Raw genomic sequence first — 21,905 nt, forward strand, 5'->3', positions numbered from 1 at the left:
TTGAGGGGGAAATACCGAGATGACAAACGAATTCGTAACCGTTATCGGCGCAGGACTTGCTGGCAGTGAAGCGGCTTGGCAGCTGGCAAAGCGCGGCGTCAAAGTTCGTCTATATGAAATGCGGCCTATTAAGCAGACAGCGGCCCACCATACTGATAAGTTTGCTGAACTTGTATGCAGCAACTCTTTGCGGGCAAACAGCCTTACGAATGCAGTCGGAGTTCTAAAGGAAGAAATGCGGCAGTTGGACTCCATTATCATTAAAGCTGCAGATCACTGCCAGATTCCAGCTGGCGGGGCATTGGCAGTGGATCGTCATGAGTTCAGTGCATTTGTAACGGAACACGTAAAGAACCATCCGAATGTTACGGTTTATAATGAAGAGATTGCTTCAATTCCTGAAGGTCCGGTCATTATCGCTACTGGTCCGCTAACATCTGCAGATCTTTCCAATGCTTTAAAGGATCTTACAGGGGAAGAATATTTCTACTTCTATGATGCAGCTGCTCCAATCATTGAAAAGGACAGCATCAATATGGACAAAGTGTACCTCAAATCACGCTATGATAAAGGTGAGGCTGCATATTTGAACTGTCCGATGACGAAAGAAGAATTCAATCGTTTCTATCAAGCTCTTATTTCAGCTGAAACGGTACCTTTGAAAGAGTTCGAGAAGGAGATTTATTTCGAAGGCTGCATGCCGATTGAAGTAATGGCAGAACGCGGAGAAAAGACAATGCTCTTCGGTCCATTGAAACCGGTAGGATTGGAAGATCCGAAAACTGGGAAAAAGCCATATGCAGTCGTTCAGCTTCGTCAGGATGACGCTGCAGGAACACTTTATAACCTCGTCGGTTTCCAGACTCACCTTAAATGGGGTCCGCAAAAAGAAGTGATCCGTTTAATTCCTGGTTTGGAGGAAGCAGAAATTGTCCGCTATGGTGTGATGCATCGCAACACCTTCCTAAATTCTCCGGACTTGCTGCGTCCGACGTATCAATATAAAGATCGTGATGATCTGTTATTTGCCGGTCAGATGACAGGTGTGGAAGGGTATGTCGAGTCTGCTGCATCAGGTTTGCTTGCAGGCATCAATGCAGCTAAAATAGCCGCAGGAGAAGCACCTGTCGTTCTGCCGCAGGAAACTGTCATCGGAAGTCTTGCGCACTATATCACGCATACGAACAGTAAGAATTTTCAGCCGATGAACGCTAACTTCGGTCTGATCAAAGAATTGGACAAAACGATCAGAAATAAGCATGATCGCAATCGGGCTTATGCTGACCGAGCGCTGGCTTCAATTCAGAATTTTTCTACAATTTGACTTTTAACGTTTGCTTCTGTGCTTGAAGTTGTGATAAGCTTTATACGCTTGAAGTGAGGCGATTAAAAATGAAAAACGCAGAACAGTTCGTACAAGAGTTCAAATCTTATCTGCAGGTGGAGAAACATGCTTCCCCGCATACGGTTTACTATTATCTGAATGATGTGAATTTTTTCCTGGAATTCCTGCATTCGGAATCTATTTCGTTTGAACAAGTAGATCCAAGTGTAGTACGCGTATTCCTTACACAATTATATGAGAAAAAGCTGTCAAGACGAACGGTATCACGTAAGATATCCAGCCTTCGTTCTTTTTACAAATTCCTGGAGCGGGAAGATATTGTTGCAGCAAACCCATTTCTGCGGCTGGTTCAGCCAAAGGCGCCTGCTTATGTACCAAGCTTCCTATACGAACAGGAGCTAGAGAAACTGTTCGACGCCTCCGATTTGGAATCCCCGCTGGGGCAACGGGATCAAGCTATCCTTGAATGTTTATATGGCACTGGTATGCGTGTCAGTGAATGTGCTGGCATTGCATTGGGCGATATAGATTTGTCAATAGGGACCGTGCTAGTCCGCGGGAAGGGACGTAAGGAGAGATATGTTCCGTTCGGCAGTTTCATGGAAAGAGCAATTCAGAGATATTTACAGGATGGACGCAATCGTCTTTTGGAAAAGGCGAAGGAAGATACCGATAAACTGTTTTTGAACAGCAGAGGAAAACCGATTACGGAACGGGGGATTCGTCTCATCCTGAATAAACTGGTTGAGCAGTCCGCTGTACATATGCACCTGCATCCGCACAAGCTGCGCCACACATTTGCCACGCACATGCTGAATGAAGGTGCTGATTTGCGTGCTGTGCAGGAACTACTTGGTCATGAGCATCTGTCCTCTACACAGATTTATACGCATGTGACGAAAGATCGGCTGCGTACGATATATATGAATACCCATCCGAGAGCGAATCGGGAATAAAGGAGATGGAAAGCCATGAGTTCGGAATTTCATGCCACCACTATTTTCGCCGTACGTCATAAAGGTGAGTGCGCGATGTCTGGAGATGGACAGGTGACACTCGGCAACCAAGTTGTCATGAAGCATAAAGCAAAAAAAGTCAGAAGGCTATTCAAAGGCCAGGTGCTGGCAGGTTTCGCTGGTTCCGTAGCTGATGCGTTCACGCTATTTGAGAAGTTCGAGGGGAAACTGGAAGCTTATAATGGCAACCTCGCCAGGGCGGCAGTGGAATTGGCGAAGGAATGGCGCAGTGACCAAGTCCTTCGGAAGCTGGAAGCGATGCTTATCGTGATGAACAAAGAGCAAATGTTCCTTGTATCAGGGACTGGGGAAGTCATTGAACCAGATGATGATATTCTGGCTATCGGCTCAGGCGGCAATTTTGCTTTAAGCGCAGGACGCGCACTGAAAAGATACTCAGAAGAGAAGTCTGCAGCTGAAATTGCTCGGGCTGCCCTTGAGATAGCTGGAGAGATCTGTGTATTCACGAACGATCAAATCACGTTGGAGACATTGGAGGCGTAATGATGGAGGCTAATTTGACCCCGAAACAAATCGTAGCGCAGCTGGATCGTTATATCATTGGTCAGCAAAATGCAAAGAGATCAGTAGCCGTGGCATTACGGAACCGTTATCGCCGCATGCAGCTCGATAGCGAATTGCGCGATGAGATAACACCGAAGAATATTCTGATGATCGGGCCGACAGGTGTTGGTAAAACAGAAATCGCCAGAAGGCTGGCGAAGCTGGTTGGGGCACCCTTTATTAAAGTGGAAGCTACAAAGTTCACAGAAGTCGGTTATGTCGGCCGTGATGTAGAATCGATGGTGCGGGATTTGGCTGAAGCATCCGTACGGCTTGTCCGGGAAAACAAGATGGAAGCTGTACAGGATAAAGCAGGGGAACAAGCTAAGAAGCGCCTCGTCAAGCTGCTTGTACCTGAAACTAAAAAGCAGCCGAACAATTTCAAGAATCCATTCGAGATGCTCTTTAATCAGCAGCAGAGTGAAGAGCAAGAAGAAAAACCTTCTGATGAAATCGAATCCAAACGAGCTCGTACCGAGCGGATGCTCGAAATGGGCGAGCTGGAAGACACGATGGTGACAATAGAGATTGAGGAGCAGCAATCCTCGATGTTTGATATGCTCCAAGGTTCCGGTATGGAGCAAATGGGAATGAATATGCAGGATGCTTTAGGACAATTCATGCCGAAGAAGAAGAAAAAGCGTCGTTTGCCTGTATCTGAAGCACGGCCGCTTCTTGTTCAGCAGGAAGCGCAAAAGCTGATCGATATGGACGAAGTATCACAGGAAGCGGTACAGCTTGTGGAACAAGCTGGCATCATCTTCATCGATGAGATCGATAAAGTCGCTGCCAAAGGCGACCAAGGTGCTAATGTATCCAGAGAAGGTGTCCAGCGAGACATTCTTCCAATCGTAGAAGGTTCTACTGTGACTACAAAGTACGGTCCTGTTAAGACAGATCACATTCTATTCGTCGCAGCAGGCGCCTTTCATATGGCAAAGCCTTCAGATCTTATTCCGGAGCTGCAGGGACGTTTCCCGATCCGTGTTGAATTGGAGAAACTATCGGTCGAGGATTTCAAGAAGATCCTTATCGAGCCTTCCAACGCTTTGCTGAAGCAATATAAGGCTTTATTGGAAACAGAAGGTATAAATGTGGAGTTTACGGACGAAGCTGTTACCAGACTAGCTGAAGTGGCTTTTGAAGTGAACCAGGAAACTGATAATATCGGTGCTCGCCGTCTGCATACAATCTTGGAAAAGCTGCTGGAAGACTTGAGTTTCGAAGCGGCTGATATTACCATGGGGACAATCCAGATCACCCCGAGCTATGTAGATGACAAACTAGCATCAATTGCAAAAAACAAAGATCTGAGTCAGTATATTTTATAACATTACAGGAGGAAATCATGAAATTATTAGATAAAGCAAGGGATATAAACTTTATGCTGCAAAAGACAGCAGGAAAGGCTGTCAACTTCAACAATATGTCAGAGACATTGCAACAGGTTATAGAGAGTAATATCTTCATCGTAAGCCGCCGTGGTAAATTGCTCGGCGTTTCGATCAACCAGGCAATCGAGAATGACAGAATGAAGCAAATGCTCGAAGAAAGACAATTTCCTAAAGAATATACAGAAGGACTATTCCAGGTTCAGCAAACAACTGCTAACATCGGTATCGACAGCCCTTACACAGCATTCCCTGTCGAGAACAAGGATCTTTTCCAGGGTGGCTTGACAACAATTGTACCGATTATTGGTGGTGGTGAACGCCTCGGTACATTGATCCTTAGCCGTCTTGCAGAAAACTTCAGTGATGATGATTTGCTGCTTGCTGAATACGGCGCTACAGTTGTCGGAATGGAGATCCTTCATCAGAAAACAGCAGAAATCGAAACAGAAGCGCGCAGCAAAGCCGTTGTACAAATGGCGATCAGCTCTCTTTCTTATAGTGAATTGGAAGCAATCGAACATATCTTTGAGGAATTGGACGGCAGCGAAGGTTTGCTGGTAGCTAGTAAAGTAGCAGACCGTGTCGGCATTACACGATCCGTTATCGTTAATGCATTACGTAAGCTGGAAAGTGCAGGAGTTATCGAGTCACGTTCTCTAGGAATGAAAGGAACTTATATTAAAGTCCTTAATAATAAATTCCTAGTTGAATTACAAAAACATACAAGCTAAACCAGAAGAAGCAGGCCAAATAGCCTGCTTCTTTTATTTGGCTGTATTTGTGACTCTTATACTATGTTTTAAATATTTGAGCTTGTAAAATAGAAAGCCCTTACAAATATTTCCGATTAGTGTAGGAAAAAGTGTTTAGAAATTACACATTTATAGGGAAGATAACTTGTCTAAAATAGGGAAACATTAGATTTTAATCAGGTTATATAAAAAGTTAATACCTATATTACCTTGATTTCTGTAAGCTACTGGTTAATGAATAGGTACAAAGGATTAGTATGCTTAGACCATTTTTACATATATAAGAAAATTATCATAGAATATATAGACACATCTTCCTCGTTTCAATACAATTATCGTGTACATTAGAGCTGATTCGACGGTAAACATAGCACTCTGGGGGGGACTACGATGGACCTATATGGCAAAACGATTCAATCGTTGGATCGATCATTAGATTATGCCAATCTTAAAAATCAGACCATTGCTAATAATATAGCTAATGCAGATACACCTGGGTATAAGACAGAAACAGTTTCATTTAAAGATACATTGCAGGAGACGATGGACGCAGGATTTACCGCAAAACGTACGAATCCGAAGCATTTGGTATTCGGCAGTACAGAGTCAGCATCGGAATTCCAGGTAACCAAGCAGGAGGATACCTCCTATACCAACAGTGGGAACAACGTAGATATCGATAAGGAAATGTCCGAATTAGCGGATAATCAACTATACTATCAGGCGCTTGTTGACCGGATGAGCGGAAAATTCAATAGCTTATCAAAAGTAATTACAGGAGGTAATTAGGTTTGACGATTTTTTCTTCCTTAAATACTAGTGCAAGTGCGCTGACGGCGCAGCGTTTGCGGATGGATGTTGTATCATCCAATATTGCGAATGCAGAGACGACACGAGCAACCATTGACGAAAACGGGAACTATGTTCCGTACAGACGTAAGATGGTTTCCCTGGAGACTCAGAATACAAACAGTTTCTCTTCATTCCTTGAACGAGCGCAAGGCAATCCAACTAGTTCTAACGGTGTAAGGGTTTCTGAAATCACTGAGGATGAAACGGAATTTCAGATGGTTTACAACCCAACTTCACCTGATGCGAACGATGAGGGGTATGTAGCAATGCCAAATGTTGACCCTTTGAAGGAAATGACAGATCTGATGAGTGCTACACGGTCATATGAAGCTAACGTCACAGCCATGAATGCAACCAAGGGAATGCTACAAAAAGCTTTGGAAATCGGAAAATAAAGGAGGATGACTAATGGCAGTTGAAGGAATCGGCGGATTGGCCGGCACGAGCGGTCTGACTAACATAAAGCAGGCAACGCCAGCTCAGGCACAATCAAGCTTTACGGAAAGCTTAAAATCTGCAATCGATAGCTTGAATGAAACACAGCAAGCATCGGATAAGATGACTCAAGATCTTGCTGCAGGAAAGATTGATAACCTGCATGATGTTATGATTGCGTCTCAAAAAGCAAGTGTAGCACTGGATGCAGCTGTACAAGTACAGAAGAAAGCAATCGATGCTTATACAGAAATGATGCGCATGTCTATGTAGAAGGATATAGGACGTATCCTCAGTCAAAGTAGATATGCTTTTATTATGAATTTGACCTATGCTTTGGGGGAACAAGATGAATCAGCGAATTGCAAGTTACAAAGAAAAGATAACTAGTTTTTGGCAGACAAGACCTGGATGGCAAAAAGCACTATTAATATGTACCCCGATTGTTCTTATTCTAATCATCGGAATCACATCTTTTTTTGCAAATAAAGAAACGATGGTTCCATTGTATAAAGATCTTTCTGCCCAAGAAGCTGGGAAGATAAAAGAAGAATTGGATGCACAGGGCGTAACGTATGAGCTTGAAGGAAATGGATCGACCATACTTGTACCAGATACACAGGCTGAAGGACTGCTTGTAGATTTAGCAGCAGAGGGTCTGCCGGAAACAGGCAGTATTGATTACTCCTTCTTCAGCAACAACGCTTCATGGGGTATGACGGATAACGAATTCGATGTTATTAAATTGGATGCCTTGCAGACAGAATTGTCTACGCTTTTGACCAATATAGACGGAATCAAGAGTGCTGAAGTACTGATAAATAAACCTACTGATCCCGTATTCGTAACGGACGAGCAAGAACAAGCCTCTGCATCGATCGTATTGAATACAGAAACAGGGTATGACTTTCAGCCCGAACAGGTAGAAGCAATGTATCGATTGGTTTCGAAGACCGTGCCAAATCTACCTGAAGAAAATATTGTCATTACTAACCAGGATTTTGAGTACATCAACATGGATACAGCAGCAAATGCTGGCGGCGATGCCTATACAAACCAGATGGGCATTAAGCAAGAAGTTGAACAAGGAATACAGCAGCGCGTGCAGCAAATGCTGGCTGCCATGGTTGGTGCGGAGAATGTTCGTGTGTCGGTAACAACGGATATCGACTTTGATCAGGAAACACGTACGGAAGAACTTGTTGAGCCTGTGGACGAAGAAAATAATGAAGGTCTGCCGGTAAGTGTGGAGACTATCACAGAAACATATGAAGGCGAACCAACGGAAGAGGGCGGGGTTGCAGGAACTGGTGAAGAAGAGGTTCCGAATGTAGCTGCCGAGGACGAAACTACCGGAGACGGCGCTTATAACAATGTGAAAGAATCTGTGAACTATGAATTTAACAAGATAAAGAAAGAAATTACCGAGAGTCCTTACAGCATTCGAGATATAGGCATTCAAGTCGCTGTTGACAGCAACAAGAACACTGAAGCCCAGAACGGAGAGGCTCAACAGCTTACACAGCAAGAACAAACACAAGTAGAAGAAAGCATTACCTCGATTCTGAATTCGATCGTGTCGACTTCTGTAGATGCAGAAGTAGCTCAGACCGTAAATCCTGAAAACAGTGTTTCAGTAGTCTTTCAGCCATTTGCTGCAAGTCAGGGCTCACAAGCAGATGATACAGCAGGTTCAGGAATTCCAGTATGGGCATATATTGCTGGCGGCGTTCTCTTGGCTGCTGTAGCAGTACTCGTATTCATGCTCATCCGCTCCAGAAGGAATCAAGAAGAGGAAGAGGATTTGCTGGAGGAAGAAGTGAGAGCAACACCTGTTGTTGTCGAAGAAATAGATGATACTCAAGAAACGGAATCCACACTGAAACAAAAACAACTGGAAAAATTAGCACAAGAGTCACCAGAGGACTTCGCAAAATTATTACGAAGCTGGATGGCAGAAGATTAAAGGAGCAATGAAGGAATGGCAGCTGTGAAAGGACGTTTGACAGGAAAACAGAAAGCGGCGGTCTTGATGATCTCTCTTGGAGCTGATACGGCTGCGAACGTATATAAGCATTTGACAGAAGAAGAGATAGAGCGCATGTCTCTCGAGATTTCTTCGGTCAAGAAAGTGGACAGTGCAGAGAAGGAATCTATCATTGATCAATTCCACCAGATTGCCATTGCTCAGGATTATATATCCCAAGGCGGAATCGCCTATGCAAAGTCAATCCTGGAGAAAGCTTTAGGAGAGGATGAAGCTGCTGCAATTATGAACAGGCTGACATCCACCCTGCAGGTAAGGCCATTTGATTTTGCGAGGAAAGCAGATCCAACGCAGGTTCTCAATTTTATTCAAAATGAGCATCCTCAGACAATTGCACTGGTGCTTTCTTATCTTGATCCGGAACAATCTGGTCAGATTTTGTCAGAGTTACCACAGGACATGCAGGCTGATGTTGCAAAACGAATCGCTACAATGAGCAGTACATCGCCTGAAATCATCAGTCAGGTAGAACAAATACTCGAGAAGAACTTGTCTGCAACTGCGACACAGGATTATACACAGACTGGCGGTATCCAAGCCGTTGTAGAAGTACTCAATGGAGTTGACCGCAGTACAGAAAGGACCATCCTTGATGAACTGGAAGTGCAAGACCCTGAGCTTGCAGAGGAAATCAAAAAGCGCATGTTTATCTTTGAAGATATTGTCACGTTGGATAATCGAGCGATACAGCGTGTCATTCGCGAAGTGGAAAATGATGACCTCAAGCTTTCACTGAAAGTGGCCAGCGATGAAGTGAAAGATATTGTATTCCAAAACATGTCTGACCGGATGGCGCAGACGTTCAAGGAAGAAATGGAATTCATGGGTCCTGTACGCTTGAAGGATGTAGAAGAAGCACAAAGCCGTATTGTTTCAGTTATTCGACGATTGGAAGAAGTTGGCGAGATAATCATATCCCGTGGCGGAGGAGATGACATCATTGTCTAATATCTGGCAATCAGTTGCAGTGAAAGAGTCAAAAGTAATTGGTATAAAACCTATTAAGATATCGCTTGAAACAGCTGATGGTACCGAAGAAGCTTTATCTTTCCAAGCTGAGAAGGAACGGTCAGAGCAGTACCTCCAGGATGCCAAAACAGAGGCTGACCAAATGCTTACAGCTGCCAAAAAGGCAATAGAAGAGCAAAGGATACAATGGGAGTCAGAGCGGCAGGAATTTATCGAGCAGGCACAGCTGGAAGGATATCAGAAAGGTTTTGAAGCTGGACAGCAGGAAGGTTTGCAATCCTATCAAGCTAAAATGGAAGAAGCACAAAAGTTGATCGAAATGGCGCAGCAAGACTATAAGGCAACGGTTGAAAGCAGTGAGGACGTACTGCTTGATCTTGGGCTAAAACTTGCAGAAAAGATTCTTCATGAAAAGCTTGAGAAAGAGCCGGAAAGCTATCTATCGATCGTAAAAGGCGCGATTGCTGACTGGAAGGAACGGAGCGATCTACGCCTTTACGTTCATACAGATAGCTATGAACTTGTTCTGCAGCAGAAGGAAGAATTGACTTTACTCACTGGAAAAGACTTTGACCTTATGATTATGCCTCAGCATGATTTGCCTGTAGGCGGCTGTATCCTTGAAACCAAGCATGGAAGAATTGATGCGAGTATCGATTCTCAGCTGACCGTCCTGCGCGAGAAGCTCTTTGAGATCAGGCGAGAGGAAACTATTTGATGTTAGGGCGATACGTTGAAGAGCTTGATAAATTAGATACCTATAAACGATATGGAAGAATCCATAGAGTTGTTGGATTACTGATTGAATCACACGGTCCGGTCACAAGTGTCGGAGAAATCTGTTATATTCATCCTTCTTCAAGTTCTGGAGAAAGGTTTTTGGCAGAGGTCGTCGGATTTGATGACGAAAAAGTTCTGCTGATGCCTTTTGCTCCCTTGAAGGATGTCGGGCCTGGCTGCCTTGTTGAAGCGACCAGTTCACCATTGTCGATCAAGATAGGTCATGGCTTGATTGGCAGCATAATTGATCCGCTAGGACAGCCATTAGATGGCAGTATGCTTCCTAAAGGCTTGAAATCCTTTACGACAGATCGTAATCCGCCGAATCCTATGACTAGGCCTCGAATCTTAGAACCGCTGGAAACTGGTGTACGGGTAATCGACAGTCTTTTGACAGTCGGTCAGGGACAGCGAGTTGGAATTTTCGCCGGAAGCGGCGTAGGTAAAAGTACGCTTTTGGGAATGATAGCCCGGAAATCAAGTGCCGATGTCAATGTCATTGCATTGATTGGAGAGCGCGGAAGAGAAGTTCGCGAATTTATTGAGAAAGATTTGGGCGAGGAAGGCATCAAAAGGTCGATAATCGTTGTGGCAACATCTGATCAGCCTGCTCTTATGCGGATTAAAGGTGCTTATACTGCAACTGCTATTTGTGAGTATTTCCGTGATCAAGGAATGCATGTCAACTTGATGATGGATTCGGTCACTCGGGTAGCGATGGCACAGCGTGAAATCGGTCTTGCCTCAGGCGAACCGCCAACGACAAAAGGTTATACACCCTCTGTTTTTGCAGCTTTGCCAAAACTGCTTGAAAGAACAGGTACAAATGAACTTGGAGCAATTACTGCATTCTACACCGTGCTTGTGGATGGTGACGACATGAATGAACCGATTGCCGATACAGTACGAGGTATTTTGGATGGTCACTTCGTTTTAGATCGGAAATTAGCGGAGCAAGGGCAATTCCCAGCTTTGAATGTCCTTAAGTCAATTAGCCGGGTGATGCCGCAAATTACCGATGACGAAGTCTACCAGCTAGCACAGCGTTTACGGACAATGCTTGCACTATATGAAGAAAATCGTGAACTGATTCAAATCGGTGCATACAAAAGAGGCACGAATAATGAGATCGATGAAGCAATCGATTACCAAAAATCGATTCTGGAGTTCCTAAAGCAAGGAATGCATGAGTTTACCAGTCGTCCAGACACAATTCAGCTCATGAAGCAGCTGCTGGGAAAGGGATGATGTAATGGCTGAAGCAAAGGTATTCGAAAAGATATTGCGTATGAAGGAACGGGAACGAAAAACCGCACAGCAAGCTTTTGCAGAAAAGCAGCAGCAGTTCGAAGCAGCAGCAACTACTTTGTATGAACTGCTCAAAAAGAAAGAAGATGCCGAACAGCAGCTGTCCAATGGCTTAGCGGCTTCTGTTTCTATCCAGCGGCTGTCTGAACATCATGATTTCCTGGAAACGATCAACCGGCGTATTGACCGGGCCCAAATAGCTGTACAGTTCGCTCGTAACGCTATGATGGAAAAACAGGAGCTGTTATCGGAAGCATACATTGAAGTGAAAAAGATCGAAAAGCTTCTAGAGAAGAAGAGGCAGGAAGCATGGCGCAAGCTGCAGGAAGAAGAAAATAAGCAGATGGATGACATATCGATCCGCCAATTCTTAGCAAATGGAGCACGATAGTATATGGCAAAACAAAAACAAGATCAACCAAAGAAAAAAGGCAAAGGAAAAGGATTTATCCTCTACTTCTTATTACCTGTCGTACTGGCAGCAGCACTTGTGATTGCAATATTAGAGTTCTCAGGTGTATCTGTTGCAAAGCTGGCCTCTGGTATTCCGGTCATCGGGAACATGGTCAATGATGATTCTGCCGCAGCATCGGGCAATACTGCAGATGCGGAAAAGCTGAAACAGCAGCTCAAGGATCAGCAAGCGACTATCGATATGATGAAAGAAACAGAGGATGCTAAAAATAAGGAGATTGATGATTTGAATCAGCAAATCGTCAAACTGGAAAATCAAATTAACGGCACTGAACCTGAAGCTGATACAGCTGCAGCACAAGCTGCTACTGCCGATGGGGAGACAGCTGCTGGAGAAGAACCAGCGACTCCATTTAAAGAAGCTGCTGCATCCTTCAGTAAGATGGATGATGCAAAGGCAGCAGCAATCATCAGTAAGCTGGATAAAGAGAAGGCTTTAGGTGTGCTTCAGGAACTATCCGGTAAAAAACGGGGTACAGTTCTTGCTGCAATGGATCCGGAGGCAGCAGCTTCTTATACAAGTGCAATGGTCGACGATGCGGAAAAGGAGGCAGAAGCAGTTGAATAATGTCATTATGTCTATGCTCCCGACAAGTGCCACTCCTAATGTACCGCAGAAGACATCTGCACCGTCTGATGTGTTCCAAAGTTTATTCCAGCAAGTCAGTTCCAAAACAGGCGAACCGGATGTGAATGAAGCTGGCAGTGAAACGATGCAATTAGATGTGCAAGACCAGCAGGATATGCAGGTTATTCTGGATGCATTATTCGACAAAGTTCCGTCCGATGGCACCCTTGAGCTTGAAGAGCAGCCTGAAGATGCTTGGGAACTGCTGGAACAAGTATTTGGAGAGAATCAGCTAGCAGTTTATCTGCCGACGCAATTAAAAGAAATGGCAGAAAATGTTTTGGGAAATATCAAACCGAAAGACAATGAGTCAGCGGTGAATGACCTAATGGCTCAGCTTGAGCAATTGCAGGAGCAGTTGTCTACGGGCAGTCTTCCGGTGACAGGCATGGTAAGCAATAGTGAAAAAGGAATGGTTTCTTTGCAAGCCATAGCTGCAGGTTCAAAATTTTCGAGTATCCCTTTGCTAAATATTAAAGATACACTAGCTTCCAAGTCTGCTATCGATAGTACGTCTGTCCAGAATGCAGTGAGTGATGAAGTTTCAGATACCTTGTCAGCTAAATTAGATAGACGTGACACACTGTCTGTGCTATCGAATCGTTCACTGACAGGATCCAGCCTGCTGGAATCCCAGGCTGCCAGAAATCAAACAGCATTGACGCAGCAGTCGGGGACAAAGCTAACAGAGACTGCTAACGCGGTTCGTCAGCTTGTGGACGCGGCTGCCGATAGCGGAAAAGAAAAAATACAGATGAGCACTGCAGTAACACAGCAGCGTGATTCTCAGGTTATAGATCAAAAGCAAGTCAGCATGTTCCAGGTTCCAAAGCAGGAGCAGCTTATATTCCATTTGAAACAAGCTGATCAGACGCCGAAGAAAGCTAGTGAGGAACTTATCCAAAAGCTTGAACAGGCAGTGAAGTTCAGCGGCATTTTATCTGACAGAAACGGCTTGAAGGAATTGTCTATTCAGCTGAAGCCGGGTAATTTAGGCGACTTACAAGTGAAATTAGTACGTGAGAACGGAGACATTACCGTTCAGATTCTTGCAACATCAAAACAGGCTAAAGATTTGCTGGAATCCAATATATCAAGTCTCAAGCATATGTTCTCTCCTCATCAGGTAACAATCGCTGAGCGAGCAGATCAATTCCAGACAACGTCTGCTGAAAGTTATGATCAGCAAACGTTCCAGGAAAAAGATGAGGAACAGGCGAATCAGCAGCAGAAACAGAAGGAAAATGTAGTTCATGAAGAAAACCAATCCACCTTTGCGGACATTTTGCTTGAACAAAAGGAGATTAAGATATGACGACTACAGGAGCGATAGACTCCAGCTATTATCTGGACTCACAAAAAACTAGAACTCCAAGTGCAACGCTGGATAAAGATGATTTTCTACAGATCTTGATGGTTCAGCTGCAAAATCAGGATCCTACAAGTCCAATGGATGATTCAAAGTTTGTGGACCAAATGACTTCCTTCACTAATCTGGAGCAGGTCATGAATATATCGGAAGCTGTCCAGTCTCTTGCTGGAAATCAGACAGTCATGTCGCCTGTGCTTCAGTACAGTCATATGATTGATAAACAAGTAACGTATAACGAATATGACTTAGATACAGGTGAGATCACCGACACCATTACAAGTAAGGTTACAGCTGTGACGCAGCAAGGCGGCTATGCCGTGCTGGAGCTCGAAAATGGAAAGTCAATTTATGCAGACGCTGTAACGAAGGTAAGCAACGAATAATAAATAAGAAAAGGATGATGAAGCATGTTACGTTCTCTTTACTCTGGTATTTCTGGTATGAAAGGTTTTCAGACAAACTTGGATGTGGTTGGTAACAACATCGCTAACGTAAACACGTCAGGATATAAGAAGAGCAGAATTACTTTCCAGGATTTGATGAACCAGCAAATCAAAGCATCCAATGATCCTACAGCAACAACTGGTGGGACAAATGCCAGTCAGGTTGGATTAGGTTCAAAAGTCGGTTCCATTGATAATGTACATACACAAGGGAACCGTCAAACTACTGATCGAACGTTGGACCTTGCTTTAGAAGGAGATGGAATGTTTGTTCTATCTTCGTCTCCTACAGGAAATGACGATTTGAATGCAAATACTGTCAGTTTTACAAGAGCAGGGAACTTCTACCTTGACGGAGAAGGCAGAGTTGTTAATAGCAGCGGGCTTTTCCTTCTTGGTATTGACGGTCAAGCAATAACGATAGATAAAGAAGCTACTAATATTAGTATCAACAGTCAAGGTCAGGTTCAATATAATTCAGCTGATGGAGAATTAACAACAGCTGGAACTATCGGATTAGCAAAGTTCTCCAATCCAGATGGTCTTGTTAAAAATGGAAACAGCACCTATCGTAATTCTGCGAATGCTGGTCTGTCAGAAGCGGGTATTTCTGCACCAGGTGAAAATGGTACAGCTGACATCGTATCCGGTGCTCTAGAAATGTCCAACGTCGACCTATCAGAAGAGTTCACGAATATGATTATCGCGCAGCGTGGATTCCAGGCAAATACTAGAATCATTACTACATCCGATCAAATCTTGGAAGAGCTTGTTAACCTGAAACGTTAAAAGGGGGGTGAAGGGAGTTAAAAGCTCCCTTTCATAGCATGATTCAGCTAACAAGATTAAATGGAGAATCATTAACATTGAATGCACTATTCATCGAACAGATACAATCCTTTCCTGACACAACGATCACACTTACATCCAGCAAGAAGATCATTGTTCGGGAGTCGGAGATAGAAGTAGCGAGAAAAATACGCGAATTCTATCGATCTATCGGTTTGATTGGTGTGAAGGAGAAACAAGAAAAAAATGAACGCTAAAGTTATCATTATTATTTTATCGGTTGTCGTGATCTTAGGGGCTGGCGGATTTGCAGCATGGAATTTCTTCACGAGCCCTACGTCGGAGGCTAAAGAACCTTCGGCAACTGAGCTTGCTGAATATTCAGTAGCAACAGATGAGATCACCACTGATTTGGAGGATGGCAGTATCGTCCGGATCCAATTCCAGCTCATCACAGATGGCGAGAAAGCGAAAGAAGAAGTAACAGCACGACAGTTCCAGCTGAAAAATATCGTGATCAAGGAAATGACTACGATCAACAAAGAGGATTTCCAGGCAGGATTGACTGACTTGGAAGAAAACCTTAAGAAAAAATTGAATGAAGAAATGCAAGAAGGCAAGATCGAAGATGTATATACGATCAGCAAAGTACTACAATAAACCACTGAAAAGCAGGAACGGAGGTGACGTGCATGGCAGAAGAGGTCTTATCACAGAATGAGATCGATGCACTGTTATCCGCTATATCTTCCGGTGAGATGGATACAGATGAGCTGAAACAGGATGAGAAAGCCAAAAAGGTAAAAACGTACGATTTTAAAAGAGCACTCCGTTTTTCGAAGGATCAGATCCGCAGCCTCACACGAATTCATGAGAATTTTGCCAGATTGCTGACTACGTTCTATTCGGCAAGACTGCGAACATTTGTACAAATATCGGTCGCATCTGTGGATCAAGTGCCTTACGAGGAGTTCATACGATCTATTCCGACGATGACTATATTGAACACGTACAGTCTGGCACCGCTTGAGGGCAAGATTTTGATTGAGTATGATCCGACCATCGCTTTTGCGATGCTGGATAGGACTCTAGGCGGTCGCGGCAGCAGTGTAAATAAGATCAACAACTTGACTGAGATAGAAACGACACTCATGACGCAATTGTTCGAATCCGGAATGGAAAACTTAAAGTCGGCTTGGCAATCCGTAGAGGATGTTGATCCTATATTAGAAGAGTTCGAGGTCAACCCGCAATTTCTCCAGATGGTTTCACCGAACGAAACTGTTGTTGTTGTGACACTGAATTCTACAATCGGTGAAACATCCGGCATGATTAATATTTGTATCCCGCATGTTGTGCTGGAGCCGATTGTATCAAAGCTTTCTATACATTATTGGATGCAGGCTCCAGTAGACAGACAAGGCAATGAAACAGAGTTGCGGGATCTATCCGCAAGTATCCAGAAAGCTTCAATAGATTTGAAGGCGATCCTTGGAGAGACATCGATTCATGTGGAAGAGCTGTTCAACCTTAGGGAAGGTGATGTGCTAATGCTGAATCAGCAAATCGACCGACCTCTTGATGTTAGAGTGGATAATCAAGTGAAATTCAAAGCTCAGCCAGGTAAACATAAAAATAAAATGGCGATACAAATAATGGAAGAGATTGAAACAGGGGGGGAAGAAAATGAGTGACAATATGTTGTCCCAAGAAGAAATAGATGCATTATTAAATGGACCAGCCGACAATCCGAGCAGCACAGATGATGAGCAGCACCTCCCTGAGGAAAATTTGGATTCTATGGAAGTGGATGCGCTTGGTGAGATTGGCAATATCTCATTTGGCAGTTCGGCAACAACACTATCGACACTTTTAAATCAAAAGGTCGATATCACGACACCAAAAACTTCTGTAATTAAAAGATCCGATCTATATGATAAATTCCCACAGCCGAATGTGGCGATTGAGGTCAGCTATACAGAAGGATTTTCAGGGGCCAACCTTTTTGTTATTAAGCAGAGGGATGCAGCTATAATTGCAGACTTGATGCTTGGCGGAGACGGAAATGCTCCAGCTGAAGAATTCAATGAAATCCATCAGAGCGCTGTACAGGAAGCGATGAATCAAATGATGGGTGCAGCTGCAACAAGTATGAGTACTGTATTCAGTAAGAAAATTGATATTTCTCCGCCGTCGATCGCACTTATGGACCTTTCTGCTGGTACTGGTGCCGATAAACTGCCTGAGGATGAACAACTAGTAAGTGTCTCCTTTGATTTGAAGATTGGTAACCTGATAGATTCTTCTATCATGCAGCTTTTGTCAACTGAGTTTGCCAAGGATATGGTGAACGAGCTGTTGCAGCCAGCACCAGCAGAGCCGGAAGAAACAGTTGCACCACAGCAGCAAGCTGCTCCAAGTCAAACACAGCCGGCTATGCAGCAAGCTGCGCCACAACAGAGTGCACCGCAGCGGCCTGCTCAGCCAGCACCAAATGTGCAGCAAGCAGCATTTGCGAGTTTTGATACACCAGCAGCTCCGCCTGCTGAACAGCCGCGCAACCTTGACTTGCTGATGGATATACCGCTGAAGGTATCAGTTGAGCTGGGCAGAACGAAGCGCACCATCAAGGAAATCCTAGAGCTGTCTGTCGGTTCTGTTGTTGAATTGGACAAGCTTGCGGGTGAACCTGTGGATATACATGTAAATGATAAATTGATAGCTAAAGGTGAGGTTGTCGTCATCGAAGAGAACTTTGGTGTACGTGTAACTGACATCTTGAGCCAAACAGACAGATTGAAATCAATTAACTAATTTGACCATTGAGAGGAAGAGAAAATATGGGAAACAGAATTTTAATCGTAGACGACGCTGCATTCATGCGCATGATGATCAAGGATATCTTGACAAAGAACGGCTTTGAAGTAGTAGGGGAAGCACAGGATGGCCAGCAGGCTGTAGAAAAATACAAGGAATTGACTCCGGATCTTGTGACAATGGATATCACAATGCCCGAAATGGATGGAATTGCTGCAATGAAAGAAATCAGAAGCCAATATCCTGATGCAAAAGTTATTATGTGTTCTGCTATGGGCCAGCAAGCGATGGTTATAGATGCAATTCAAGCAGGTGCTAAAGACTTTATCGTTAAACCATTCCAAGCAGATCGTGTTGTAGAGGCAATTCAAAAAGCATTAAGCTAAAAAAAGGTGAGTAGGAAATGATGAAAAGAACAGTCTGGGCATGCATGCTCGTCGTATTGCTGCATCTTATCCTTTCCCCGGTTACTGCTGAAGCGGCAGCAAGCGTGGAGGAATGCTTAAAAGAAGGTGCAGCCCAATCAGATGAATGCAAAGATATGAACGAAGCCGGAAATCAACAAGAAAATATACCAGCAGCAGATTCGGCTGATTCAGCAGCTGGAGGCACATCGACCTTTCTGAATCTGGTCAAGCTTGCATTGGCGCTAGTCGTCGTGCTCGGACTGATCTATGTCCTACTGAAGTTTTTGAATAAGCGAAATCGACTTTTTCAGCAGGTGCGGGCTATGGAGAACATTGGCGGAATCGCACTAGGCAACAACAAATCCGTCCAGATTGTCCGGGTCGGTGAAAAAGTATTCATGCTGGGTGTCGGCGATAATGTCGATTTGCTTACAGAAATAAAAGATGAGCAGACAATCAAGGAACTGAGCGAACAGGATCAGCAGGAAATGAAGGCATCTGCCTTATTGGCAAACATTCTTCCAGGCAGAAAACAGCAAGAAGAGAAGCACCAAGAAGAAAAAACGGAACAAAATGAGTCAGCCGGCAATTTTCAGGATTTATTCAAAGAGGAAATAGGGAAGCTGAAGCAGTCACGAAACAGGTTGAAACAGCAGCAAAGGAAGGATACAGACAATGAATGATTTTATCAATATATTTTCTGGAACCGACCCCGAGAATGTATCTACCTCGGTCAAGCTGCTGTTATTATTGACGGTTTTTTCCCTGGCACCAGGAATACTGATCCTGATGACTTGCTTCACACGAATAGTGGTTGTGCTGTCGTTTGTGCGAATGAGTTTAGGTACACAGCAGACTCCGCCGACGCAAGTATTGATCGGGATCGCATTATTCATGACTTTCTTTATCATGGCGCCAACTTTCAATGAGATCAATGATCAGGCTATTACGCCATTGATGAATGATGAAATATCACTCGATGAGGCTTATACAGAAGCCAGCGGTCCAATCAAGATGTTCATGGCGGAAGAAACACGGCAAAAGGATTTATCTTTATTTATGAATTATGCCGGTATGGAAAGACCGGAATCAGTCGAAGATATTCCGCTATCAACGCTTGTCCCGGCTTTTGCAATCAGTGAGCTGAAGACAGCTTTCCAAATGGGTTTTATGATCTTCATTCCTTTTCTTGTCATTGATATGGCAGTAGCTAGTATTCTCATGTCGATGGGTATGATGATGCTGCCGCCAGTAATCATTTCATTACCATTCAAAATTTTGTTATTCATCCTGGTGGATGGCTGGTATTTGGTCACATCCTCGTTGCTGCGAGGGTTTTAGCGAATGAAGGAGCGTTAGTAATATGAGCAGTGAATTTGTTATTTCCATCGCAGAACGCGGAATTTATACAGTACTGATTGTCAGCGGACCTTTGCTTATTCTGGCACTTGCCGTCGGTTTGATTGTCAGTATATTTCAAGCAACGACTCAGATTCAGGAACAGACGTTAGCGTTTATTCCTAAAATAGTCGCTGTATTAGTGGGTTTGGTTTTCTTCGGTCCCTGGATGCTGACAAGAATGGTCGAATTCACTGCAGGTATCCTAGAGAATCTGGATCGGTTTGTGGGCTGATTAGATGCTGTCGCAAATTGATTATACCGTTGTACCAGCATTTGCTTTAATCCTAGTTCGTCTTGTTGCTTTTTTTGTTACGGTACCACTGTTTTCATATAGAAACGTGCCAACAACATTCAAGATTGGGTTCAGCTTCTTCCTTGCCTTGATTATTTTCTTTACGATAGATCGCCCGACCATTCCAGTCGACCACACGTATTTCCTATTACTTTTCAAGGAAGCAATGGTAGGCCTGACAATTGGTTTGCTTGCTTTTATCGTCATCCAAGCAATAAATGTTGCTGGAGGATTGATCGATTTTCAGATGGGCTTTGCAATTGCCAATGTCATTGATCCTGTTACAAGGGCTCAAAGCCCGCTGACGGGACAATTCCTTTATACGATTGCTACACTGTTCCTGCTGTCTGTCAACGGTCATTTGCTCTTGATTGATGGAATTTTTTACAGTTATCAGCTGATTCCATTGGATGAGATGGTACCATTCGGCAATCAGTCAATTGTAGAACTGGTGCTCCGTACCTTCAGCCAAATGTTCCTCATAGCATTTCAGATGAGCATTCCTCTTGTCGGATGTTTGTTTTTGGTTGATGTAGCTATTGGTATAGTTGCTAGGACAGTGCCGCAGCTGAACGTATTTGTCGTAGGTCCACCGATTAAGATACTGATAGCTTTTGTGCTGCTGTTCCTATCGATGGGTATCTATATGTCAGTAGTTCGGCAGCTGTTCGACTATATGCTTGTAGCAATGCGCGATTTGATGGTGCTGTTTGGAGGGGCTTAAATGAAATATCGTTTAGACCTGCAGTTTTTCGCTGGTGAAAAGACAGAGAAGGCGACTCCTAAGAAACAGCAGGATACTAGGAAAAAAGGACAAGTAGCCAAGAGTCAGGATGTCAACACTGCCATATTGCTTTTATTTTCTTTGGGTGTCTTAGCGCTGATGGGCGGCTATTTCAAGAATCAGTTCCTCCAGCTCTTCACACATGTTTTCGATCATTATCTCAATCAGGATATTACCGCGAATACTGTGCAGACACTTCTGGTGGAGATGAGCATATCCCTTGCGAAAATAGTCGGTCCAGTCATGGGAATTGCTATTCTGGCTGGTCTGGTCTCTAATTTTGCGCAGTTCGGATTGCTGTTCAGCGGGGAAGCAATAAAATTTGACTTGAAGAAAATCGATCCAATTCAAGGAGCAAAGCGGATTTTTTCAGTCCGGGCTTTGGTCGAGTTACTAAAATCCCTTCTTAAGATTGGGTTGGTAGGCGCGGTCACATTCTATGTGCTTTGGCAGAACATGGATACTGTGATGACTATGTTCCTGAAGTCTCCTGAAAATGCAATGCAGTTCTTTGGGAAAATAACTTTATACATGGGTTTTGCAGCAACGATTGCCCTATTGTTTATAGCAGTTCTGGATTATGCATATCAGCGATTTGATTTCGCAAAGAATATTCGGATGTCCAAGCAGGATATCAAGGATGAGTATAAAAACATGGAAGGAAATCCATTGATTCGTTCCAAGATAAAAGAAAAACAGCGCCAAATGTCCATGATGAGGATGATGAGTGAGGTTCCGAAGGCCGATGTGGTCATTACGAACCCGACACACTTTGCAATTGCTATCCAATATGACGACACAAAGTCTGATACACCGATCGTCATTGCAAAAGGAATGGATCATGTAGCGCTGAAAATAAAGGAAATCGCGAAGGCGAACAATGTAACTATGGTAGAAAACAGACCGCTGGCACGCGGATTATATAAGAATGTAGAGCTGAATCAGCCGATAAAGGAAGAATTCTTCCAGGCGGTTGCGGAAGTGCTCGCCTTTGTGTACCGCACAGAGCGTAAAATGTAAGAGAAGAGGAATTACA

General features: G+C 43.9%; 27 protein-coding genes. All 27 read left to right on the forward strand.

Annotated elements, in window-relative coordinates:
* Positions 1 to 19 precede the first annotated feature (19 nt).
* The 27 genes from trmFO to flhB all read left to right on the forward strand — a co-directional run bounded on the left by trmFO (position 20) and on the right by flhB (position 21,889).
* A complete protein-coding gene (trmFO, locus tag ACH6C1_RS07175; protein ID WP_374075963.1) occupies positions 20 to 1,324 on the forward strand; it encodes an FADH(2)-oxidizing methylenetetrahydrofolate--tRNA-(uracil(54)-C(5))-methyltransferase TrmFO in 1,305 nt (434 codons plus the stop codon).
* Positions 1,325 to 1,392: 68 nt separating this feature from the next.
* Positions 1,393 to 2,301, forward strand: coding sequence for a tyrosine recombinase XerC (xerC, locus tag ACH6C1_RS07180; protein ID WP_095223108.1), 909 nt, complete (start codon positions 1,393 to 1,395; stop codon positions 2,299 to 2,301).
* Positions 2,302 to 2,316: 15 nt separating this feature from the next.
* Entirely contained in the window at positions 2,317 to 2,865 is a 549-nt protein-coding gene (hslV, locus tag ACH6C1_RS07185; RefSeq protein ID WP_095223109.1) for an ATP-dependent protease subunit HslV, read from the forward strand.
* A 2-nt stretch (positions 2,866 to 2,867) separates the two neighbouring features.
* Complete coding sequence (gene hslU, locus ACH6C1_RS07190) at positions 2,868 to 4,256, forward strand: ATP-dependent protease ATPase subunit HslU (RefSeq protein WP_374075966.1); 1,389 nt, start codon at positions 2,868 to 2,870, stop codon at positions 4,254 to 4,256.
* A gap of 17 nt (positions 4,257 to 4,273) precedes the next feature.
* On the forward strand, positions 4,274 to 5,050 hold the full coding sequence (gene codY / locus ACH6C1_RS07195; protein ID WP_095223111.1) for a GTP-sensing pleiotropic transcriptional regulator CodY: 777 nt from the start codon (positions 4,274 to 4,276) through the stop codon (positions 5,048 to 5,050).
* A gap of 411 nt (positions 5,051 to 5,461) precedes the next feature.
* Positions 5,462 to 5,860 carry a flagellar basal body rod protein FlgB gene (gene flgB / locus ACH6C1_RS07200; protein WP_095223112.1) on the forward strand — a complete coding sequence of 133 codons (399 nt, stop codon included), beginning with the start codon at positions 5,462 to 5,464 and terminating at the stop codon, positions 5,858 to 5,860.
* A 2-nt stretch (positions 5,861 to 5,862) separates the two neighbouring features.
* The gene (gene flgC, locus ACH6C1_RS07205; RefSeq protein ID WP_374075969.1) at positions 5,863 to 6,318 is read left to right on the forward strand and encodes a flagellar basal body rod protein FlgC; all 456 of its coding nucleotides are present in this window, start codon (positions 5,863 to 5,865) and stop codon (positions 6,316 to 6,318) included.
* A 13-nt stretch (positions 6,319 to 6,331) separates the two neighbouring features.
* A complete protein-coding gene (gene fliE / locus ACH6C1_RS07210; protein WP_374075971.1) occupies positions 6,332 to 6,631 on the forward strand; it encodes a flagellar hook-basal body complex protein FliE in 300 nt (99 codons plus the stop codon).
* Positions 6,632 to 6,707: 76 nt separating this feature from the next.
* Positions 6,708 to 8,324: a flagellar basal-body MS-ring/collar protein FliF gene (gene fliF / locus ACH6C1_RS07215; protein ID WP_374075973.1), complete on the forward strand. Its 1,617-nt coding sequence runs from the start codon at positions 6,708 to 6,710 to the stop codon at positions 8,322 to 8,324.
* Between the two features lie 15 nt (positions 8,325 to 8,339).
* On the forward strand, positions 8,340 to 9,353 hold the full coding sequence (gene fliG, locus ACH6C1_RS07220; RefSeq protein ID WP_095223116.1) for a flagellar motor switch protein FliG: 1,014 nt from the start codon (positions 8,340 to 8,342) through the stop codon (positions 9,351 to 9,353).
* Positions 9,346 to 10,092: a flagellar assembly protein FliH gene (gene fliH, locus ACH6C1_RS07225; protein WP_374075975.1), complete on the forward strand. Its 747-nt coding sequence runs from the start codon at positions 9,346 to 9,348 to the stop codon at positions 10,090 to 10,092. The genes fliG and fliH overlap by 8 nt, the downstream gene beginning before the upstream one ends.
* Positions 10,092 to 11,402 (forward strand): flagellar protein export ATPase FliI, encoded by a 1,311-nt coding sequence (gene fliI / locus ACH6C1_RS07230; RefSeq protein ID WP_374075977.1) that lies wholly within the window; start codon positions 10,092 to 10,094, stop codon positions 11,400 to 11,402. The genes fliH and fliI overlap by 1 nt, the downstream gene beginning before the upstream one ends.
* A 4-nt stretch (positions 11,403 to 11,406) precedes the next feature.
* Entirely contained in the window at positions 11,407 to 11,853 is a 447-nt protein-coding gene (gene fliJ, locus ACH6C1_RS07235; protein ID WP_374075979.1) for a flagellar export protein FliJ, read from the forward strand.
* A 3-nt stretch (positions 11,854 to 11,856) separates the two neighbouring features.
* Entirely contained in the window at positions 11,857 to 12,504 is a 648-nt protein-coding gene (locus ACH6C1_RS07240) for a MotE family protein (RefSeq protein WP_374075981.1), read from the forward strand.
* Positions 12,497 to 13,879, forward strand: coding sequence for a flagellar hook-length control protein FliK (locus ACH6C1_RS07245; protein WP_374075983.1), 1,383 nt, complete (start codon positions 12,497 to 12,499; stop codon positions 13,877 to 13,879). Before ACH6C1_RS07240 ends, ACH6C1_RS07245 begins: the two co-directional genes overlap by 8 nt.
* On the forward strand, positions 13,876 to 14,319 hold the full coding sequence (locus tag ACH6C1_RS07250; RefSeq protein ID WP_095223122.1) for a flagellar hook capping FlgD N-terminal domain-containing protein: 444 nt from the start codon (positions 13,876 to 13,878) through the stop codon (positions 14,317 to 14,319). The genes ACH6C1_RS07245 and ACH6C1_RS07250 overlap by 4 nt, the downstream gene beginning before the upstream one ends.
* Positions 14,320 to 14,343: 24 nt before the next feature.
* The gene (flgG, locus tag ACH6C1_RS07255; RefSeq protein WP_374075986.1) at positions 14,344 to 15,168 is read left to right on the forward strand and encodes a flagellar basal body rod protein FlgG; all 825 of its coding nucleotides are present in this window, start codon (positions 14,344 to 14,346) and stop codon (positions 15,166 to 15,168) included.
* Between the two features lie 77 nt (positions 15,169 to 15,245).
* Positions 15,246 to 15,425: a flagellar FlbD family protein gene (locus ACH6C1_RS07260; protein ID WP_374075988.1), complete on the forward strand. Its 180-nt coding sequence runs from the start codon at positions 15,246 to 15,248 to the stop codon at positions 15,423 to 15,425.
* On the forward strand, positions 15,415 to 15,828 hold the full coding sequence (locus ACH6C1_RS07265) for a flagellar basal body-associated FliL family protein (RefSeq protein ID WP_374075990.1): 414 nt from the start codon (positions 15,415 to 15,417) through the stop codon (positions 15,826 to 15,828). The genes ACH6C1_RS07260 and ACH6C1_RS07265 overlap by 11 nt, the downstream gene beginning before the upstream one ends.
* 32 nt (positions 15,829 to 15,860) lie before the next feature.
* Positions 15,861 to 16,862, forward strand: coding sequence for a flagellar motor switch protein FliM (gene fliM, locus ACH6C1_RS07270; RefSeq protein ID WP_374075992.1), 1,002 nt, complete (start codon positions 15,861 to 15,863; stop codon positions 16,860 to 16,862).
* Complete coding sequence (fliY, locus tag ACH6C1_RS07275) at positions 16,855 to 17,982, forward strand: flagellar motor switch phosphatase FliY (protein ID WP_374075994.1); 1,128 nt, start codon at positions 16,855 to 16,857, stop codon at positions 17,980 to 17,982. Before fliM ends, fliY begins: the two co-directional genes overlap by 8 nt.
* 26 nt (positions 17,983 to 18,008) lie before the next feature.
* Positions 18,009 to 18,371, forward strand: coding sequence for a response regulator (locus tag ACH6C1_RS07280; protein ID WP_095217667.1), 363 nt, complete (start codon positions 18,009 to 18,011; stop codon positions 18,369 to 18,371).
* A gap of 17 nt (positions 18,372 to 18,388) precedes the next feature.
* Positions 18,389 to 19,075, forward strand: a complete 687-nt coding sequence (locus ACH6C1_RS07285; RefSeq protein WP_374075997.1) for a flagellar biosynthetic protein FliO — start codon at positions 18,389 to 18,391, stop codon at positions 19,073 to 19,075.
* Positions 19,068 to 19,733: a flagellar type III secretion system pore protein FliP gene (fliP, locus tag ACH6C1_RS07290; RefSeq protein WP_095223129.1), complete on the forward strand. Its 666-nt coding sequence runs from the start codon at positions 19,068 to 19,070 to the stop codon at positions 19,731 to 19,733. Before ACH6C1_RS07285 ends, fliP begins: the two co-directional genes overlap by 8 nt.
* A 22-nt stretch (positions 19,734 to 19,755) precedes the next feature.
* On the forward strand, positions 19,756 to 20,025 hold the full coding sequence (gene fliQ / locus ACH6C1_RS07295; protein WP_038560224.1) for a flagellar biosynthesis protein FliQ: 270 nt from the start codon (positions 19,756 to 19,758) through the stop codon (positions 20,023 to 20,025).
* Positions 20,026 to 20,029: 4 nt separating this feature from the next.
* A complete protein-coding gene (gene fliR / locus ACH6C1_RS07300; RefSeq protein ID WP_095223130.1) occupies positions 20,030 to 20,809 on the forward strand; it encodes a flagellar biosynthetic protein FliR in 780 nt (259 codons plus the stop codon).
* Entirely contained in the window at positions 20,810 to 21,889 is a 1,080-nt protein-coding gene (gene flhB, locus ACH6C1_RS07305) for a flagellar biosynthesis protein FlhB (protein ID WP_374076000.1), read from the forward strand.
* Positions 21,890 to 21,905 lie beyond the last annotated feature (16 nt).

The organism is Terribacillus sp. JSM ZJ617 (genome assembly GCF_044383785.1).
Taxonomy (GTDB): domain Bacteria; phylum Bacillota; class Bacilli; order Bacillales; family Amphibacillaceae; genus Terribacillus.

Bases quoted from the DNA above. Each gene is read 5' to 3' on its own strand.
- flgG (WP_374075986.1), top strand. From the start codon at position 14,344: ATGTTACGTTCTCTTTACTCTGGTATTTCTGGTATGAAAGGTTTTCAG.
- hslV (WP_095223109.1), top strand. From the start codon at position 2,317: ATGAGTTCGGAATTTCATGCCACCACTATTTTCGCCGTACGTCATAAA.
- ACH6C1_RS07280 (WP_095217667.1), top strand. From the start codon at position 18,009: ATGGGAAACAGAATTTTAATCGTAGACGACGCTGCATTCATGCGCATG.
- trmFO (WP_374075963.1), top strand. From the start codon at position 20: ATGACAAACGAATTCGTAACCGTTATCGGCGCAGGACTTGCTGGCAGT.
- ACH6C1_RS07285 (WP_374075997.1), top strand. From the start codon at position 18,389: ATGATGAAAAGAACAGTCTGGGCATGCATGCTCGTCGTATTGCTGCAT.
- fliE (WP_374075971.1), top strand. From the start codon at position 6,332: ATGGCAGTTGAAGGAATCGGCGGATTGGCCGGCACGAGCGGTCTGACT.
- fliG (WP_095223116.1), top strand. From the start codon at position 8,340: ATGGCAGCTGTGAAAGGACGTTTGACAGGAAAACAGAAAGCGGCGGTC.
- ACH6C1_RS07250 (WP_095223122.1), top strand. From the start codon at position 13,876: ATGACGACTACAGGAGCGATAGACTCCAGCTATTATCTGGACTCACAA.
- fliJ (WP_374075979.1), top strand. From the start codon at position 11,407: ATGGCTGAAGCAAAGGTATTCGAAAAGATATTGCGTATGAAGGAACGG.
- hslU (WP_374075966.1), top strand. From the start codon at position 2,868: ATGGAGGCTAATTTGACCCCGAAACAAATCGTAGCGCAGCTGGATCGT.
- fliP (WP_095223129.1), top strand. From the start codon at position 19,068: ATGAATGATTTTATCAATATATTTTCTGGAACCGACCCCGAGAATGTA.
- fliQ (WP_038560224.1), top strand. From the start codon at position 19,756: ATGAGCAGTGAATTTGTTATTTCCATCGCAGAACGCGGAATTTATACA.
- flhB (WP_374076000.1), top strand. From the start codon at position 20,810: ATGAAATATCGTTTAGACCTGCAGTTTTTCGCTGGTGAAAAGACAGAG.
- fliF (WP_374075973.1), top strand. From the start codon at position 6,708: ATGAATCAGCGAATTGCAAGTTACAAAGAAAAGATAACTAGTTTTTGG.
- fliI (WP_374075977.1), top strand. From the start codon at position 10,092: ATGTTAGGGCGATACGTTGAAGAGCTTGATAAATTAGATACCTATAAA.
- xerC (WP_095223108.1), top strand. From the start codon at position 1,393: ATGAAAAACGCAGAACAGTTCGTACAAGAGTTCAAATCTTATCTGCAG.
- ACH6C1_RS07265 (WP_374075990.1), top strand. From the start codon at position 15,415: ATGAACGCTAAAGTTATCATTATTATTTTATCGGTTGTCGTGATCTTA.
- fliR (WP_095223130.1), top strand. From the start codon at position 20,030: ATGCTGTCGCAAATTGATTATACCGTTGTACCAGCATTTGCTTTAATC.
- ACH6C1_RS07240 (WP_374075981.1), top strand. From the start codon at position 11,857: ATGGCAAAACAAAAACAAGATCAACCAAAGAAAAAAGGCAAAGGAAAA.
- codY (WP_095223111.1), top strand. From the start codon at position 4,274: ATGAAATTATTAGATAAAGCAAGGGATATAAACTTTATGCTGCAAAAG.
- fliY (WP_374075994.1), top strand. From the start codon at position 16,855: ATGAGTGACAATATGTTGTCCCAAGAAGAAATAGATGCATTATTAAAT.
- flgB (WP_095223112.1), top strand. From the start codon at position 5,462: ATGGACCTATATGGCAAAACGATTCAATCGTTGGATCGATCATTAGAT.
- fliM (WP_374075992.1), top strand. From the start codon at position 15,861: ATGGCAGAAGAGGTCTTATCACAGAATGAGATCGATGCACTGTTATCC.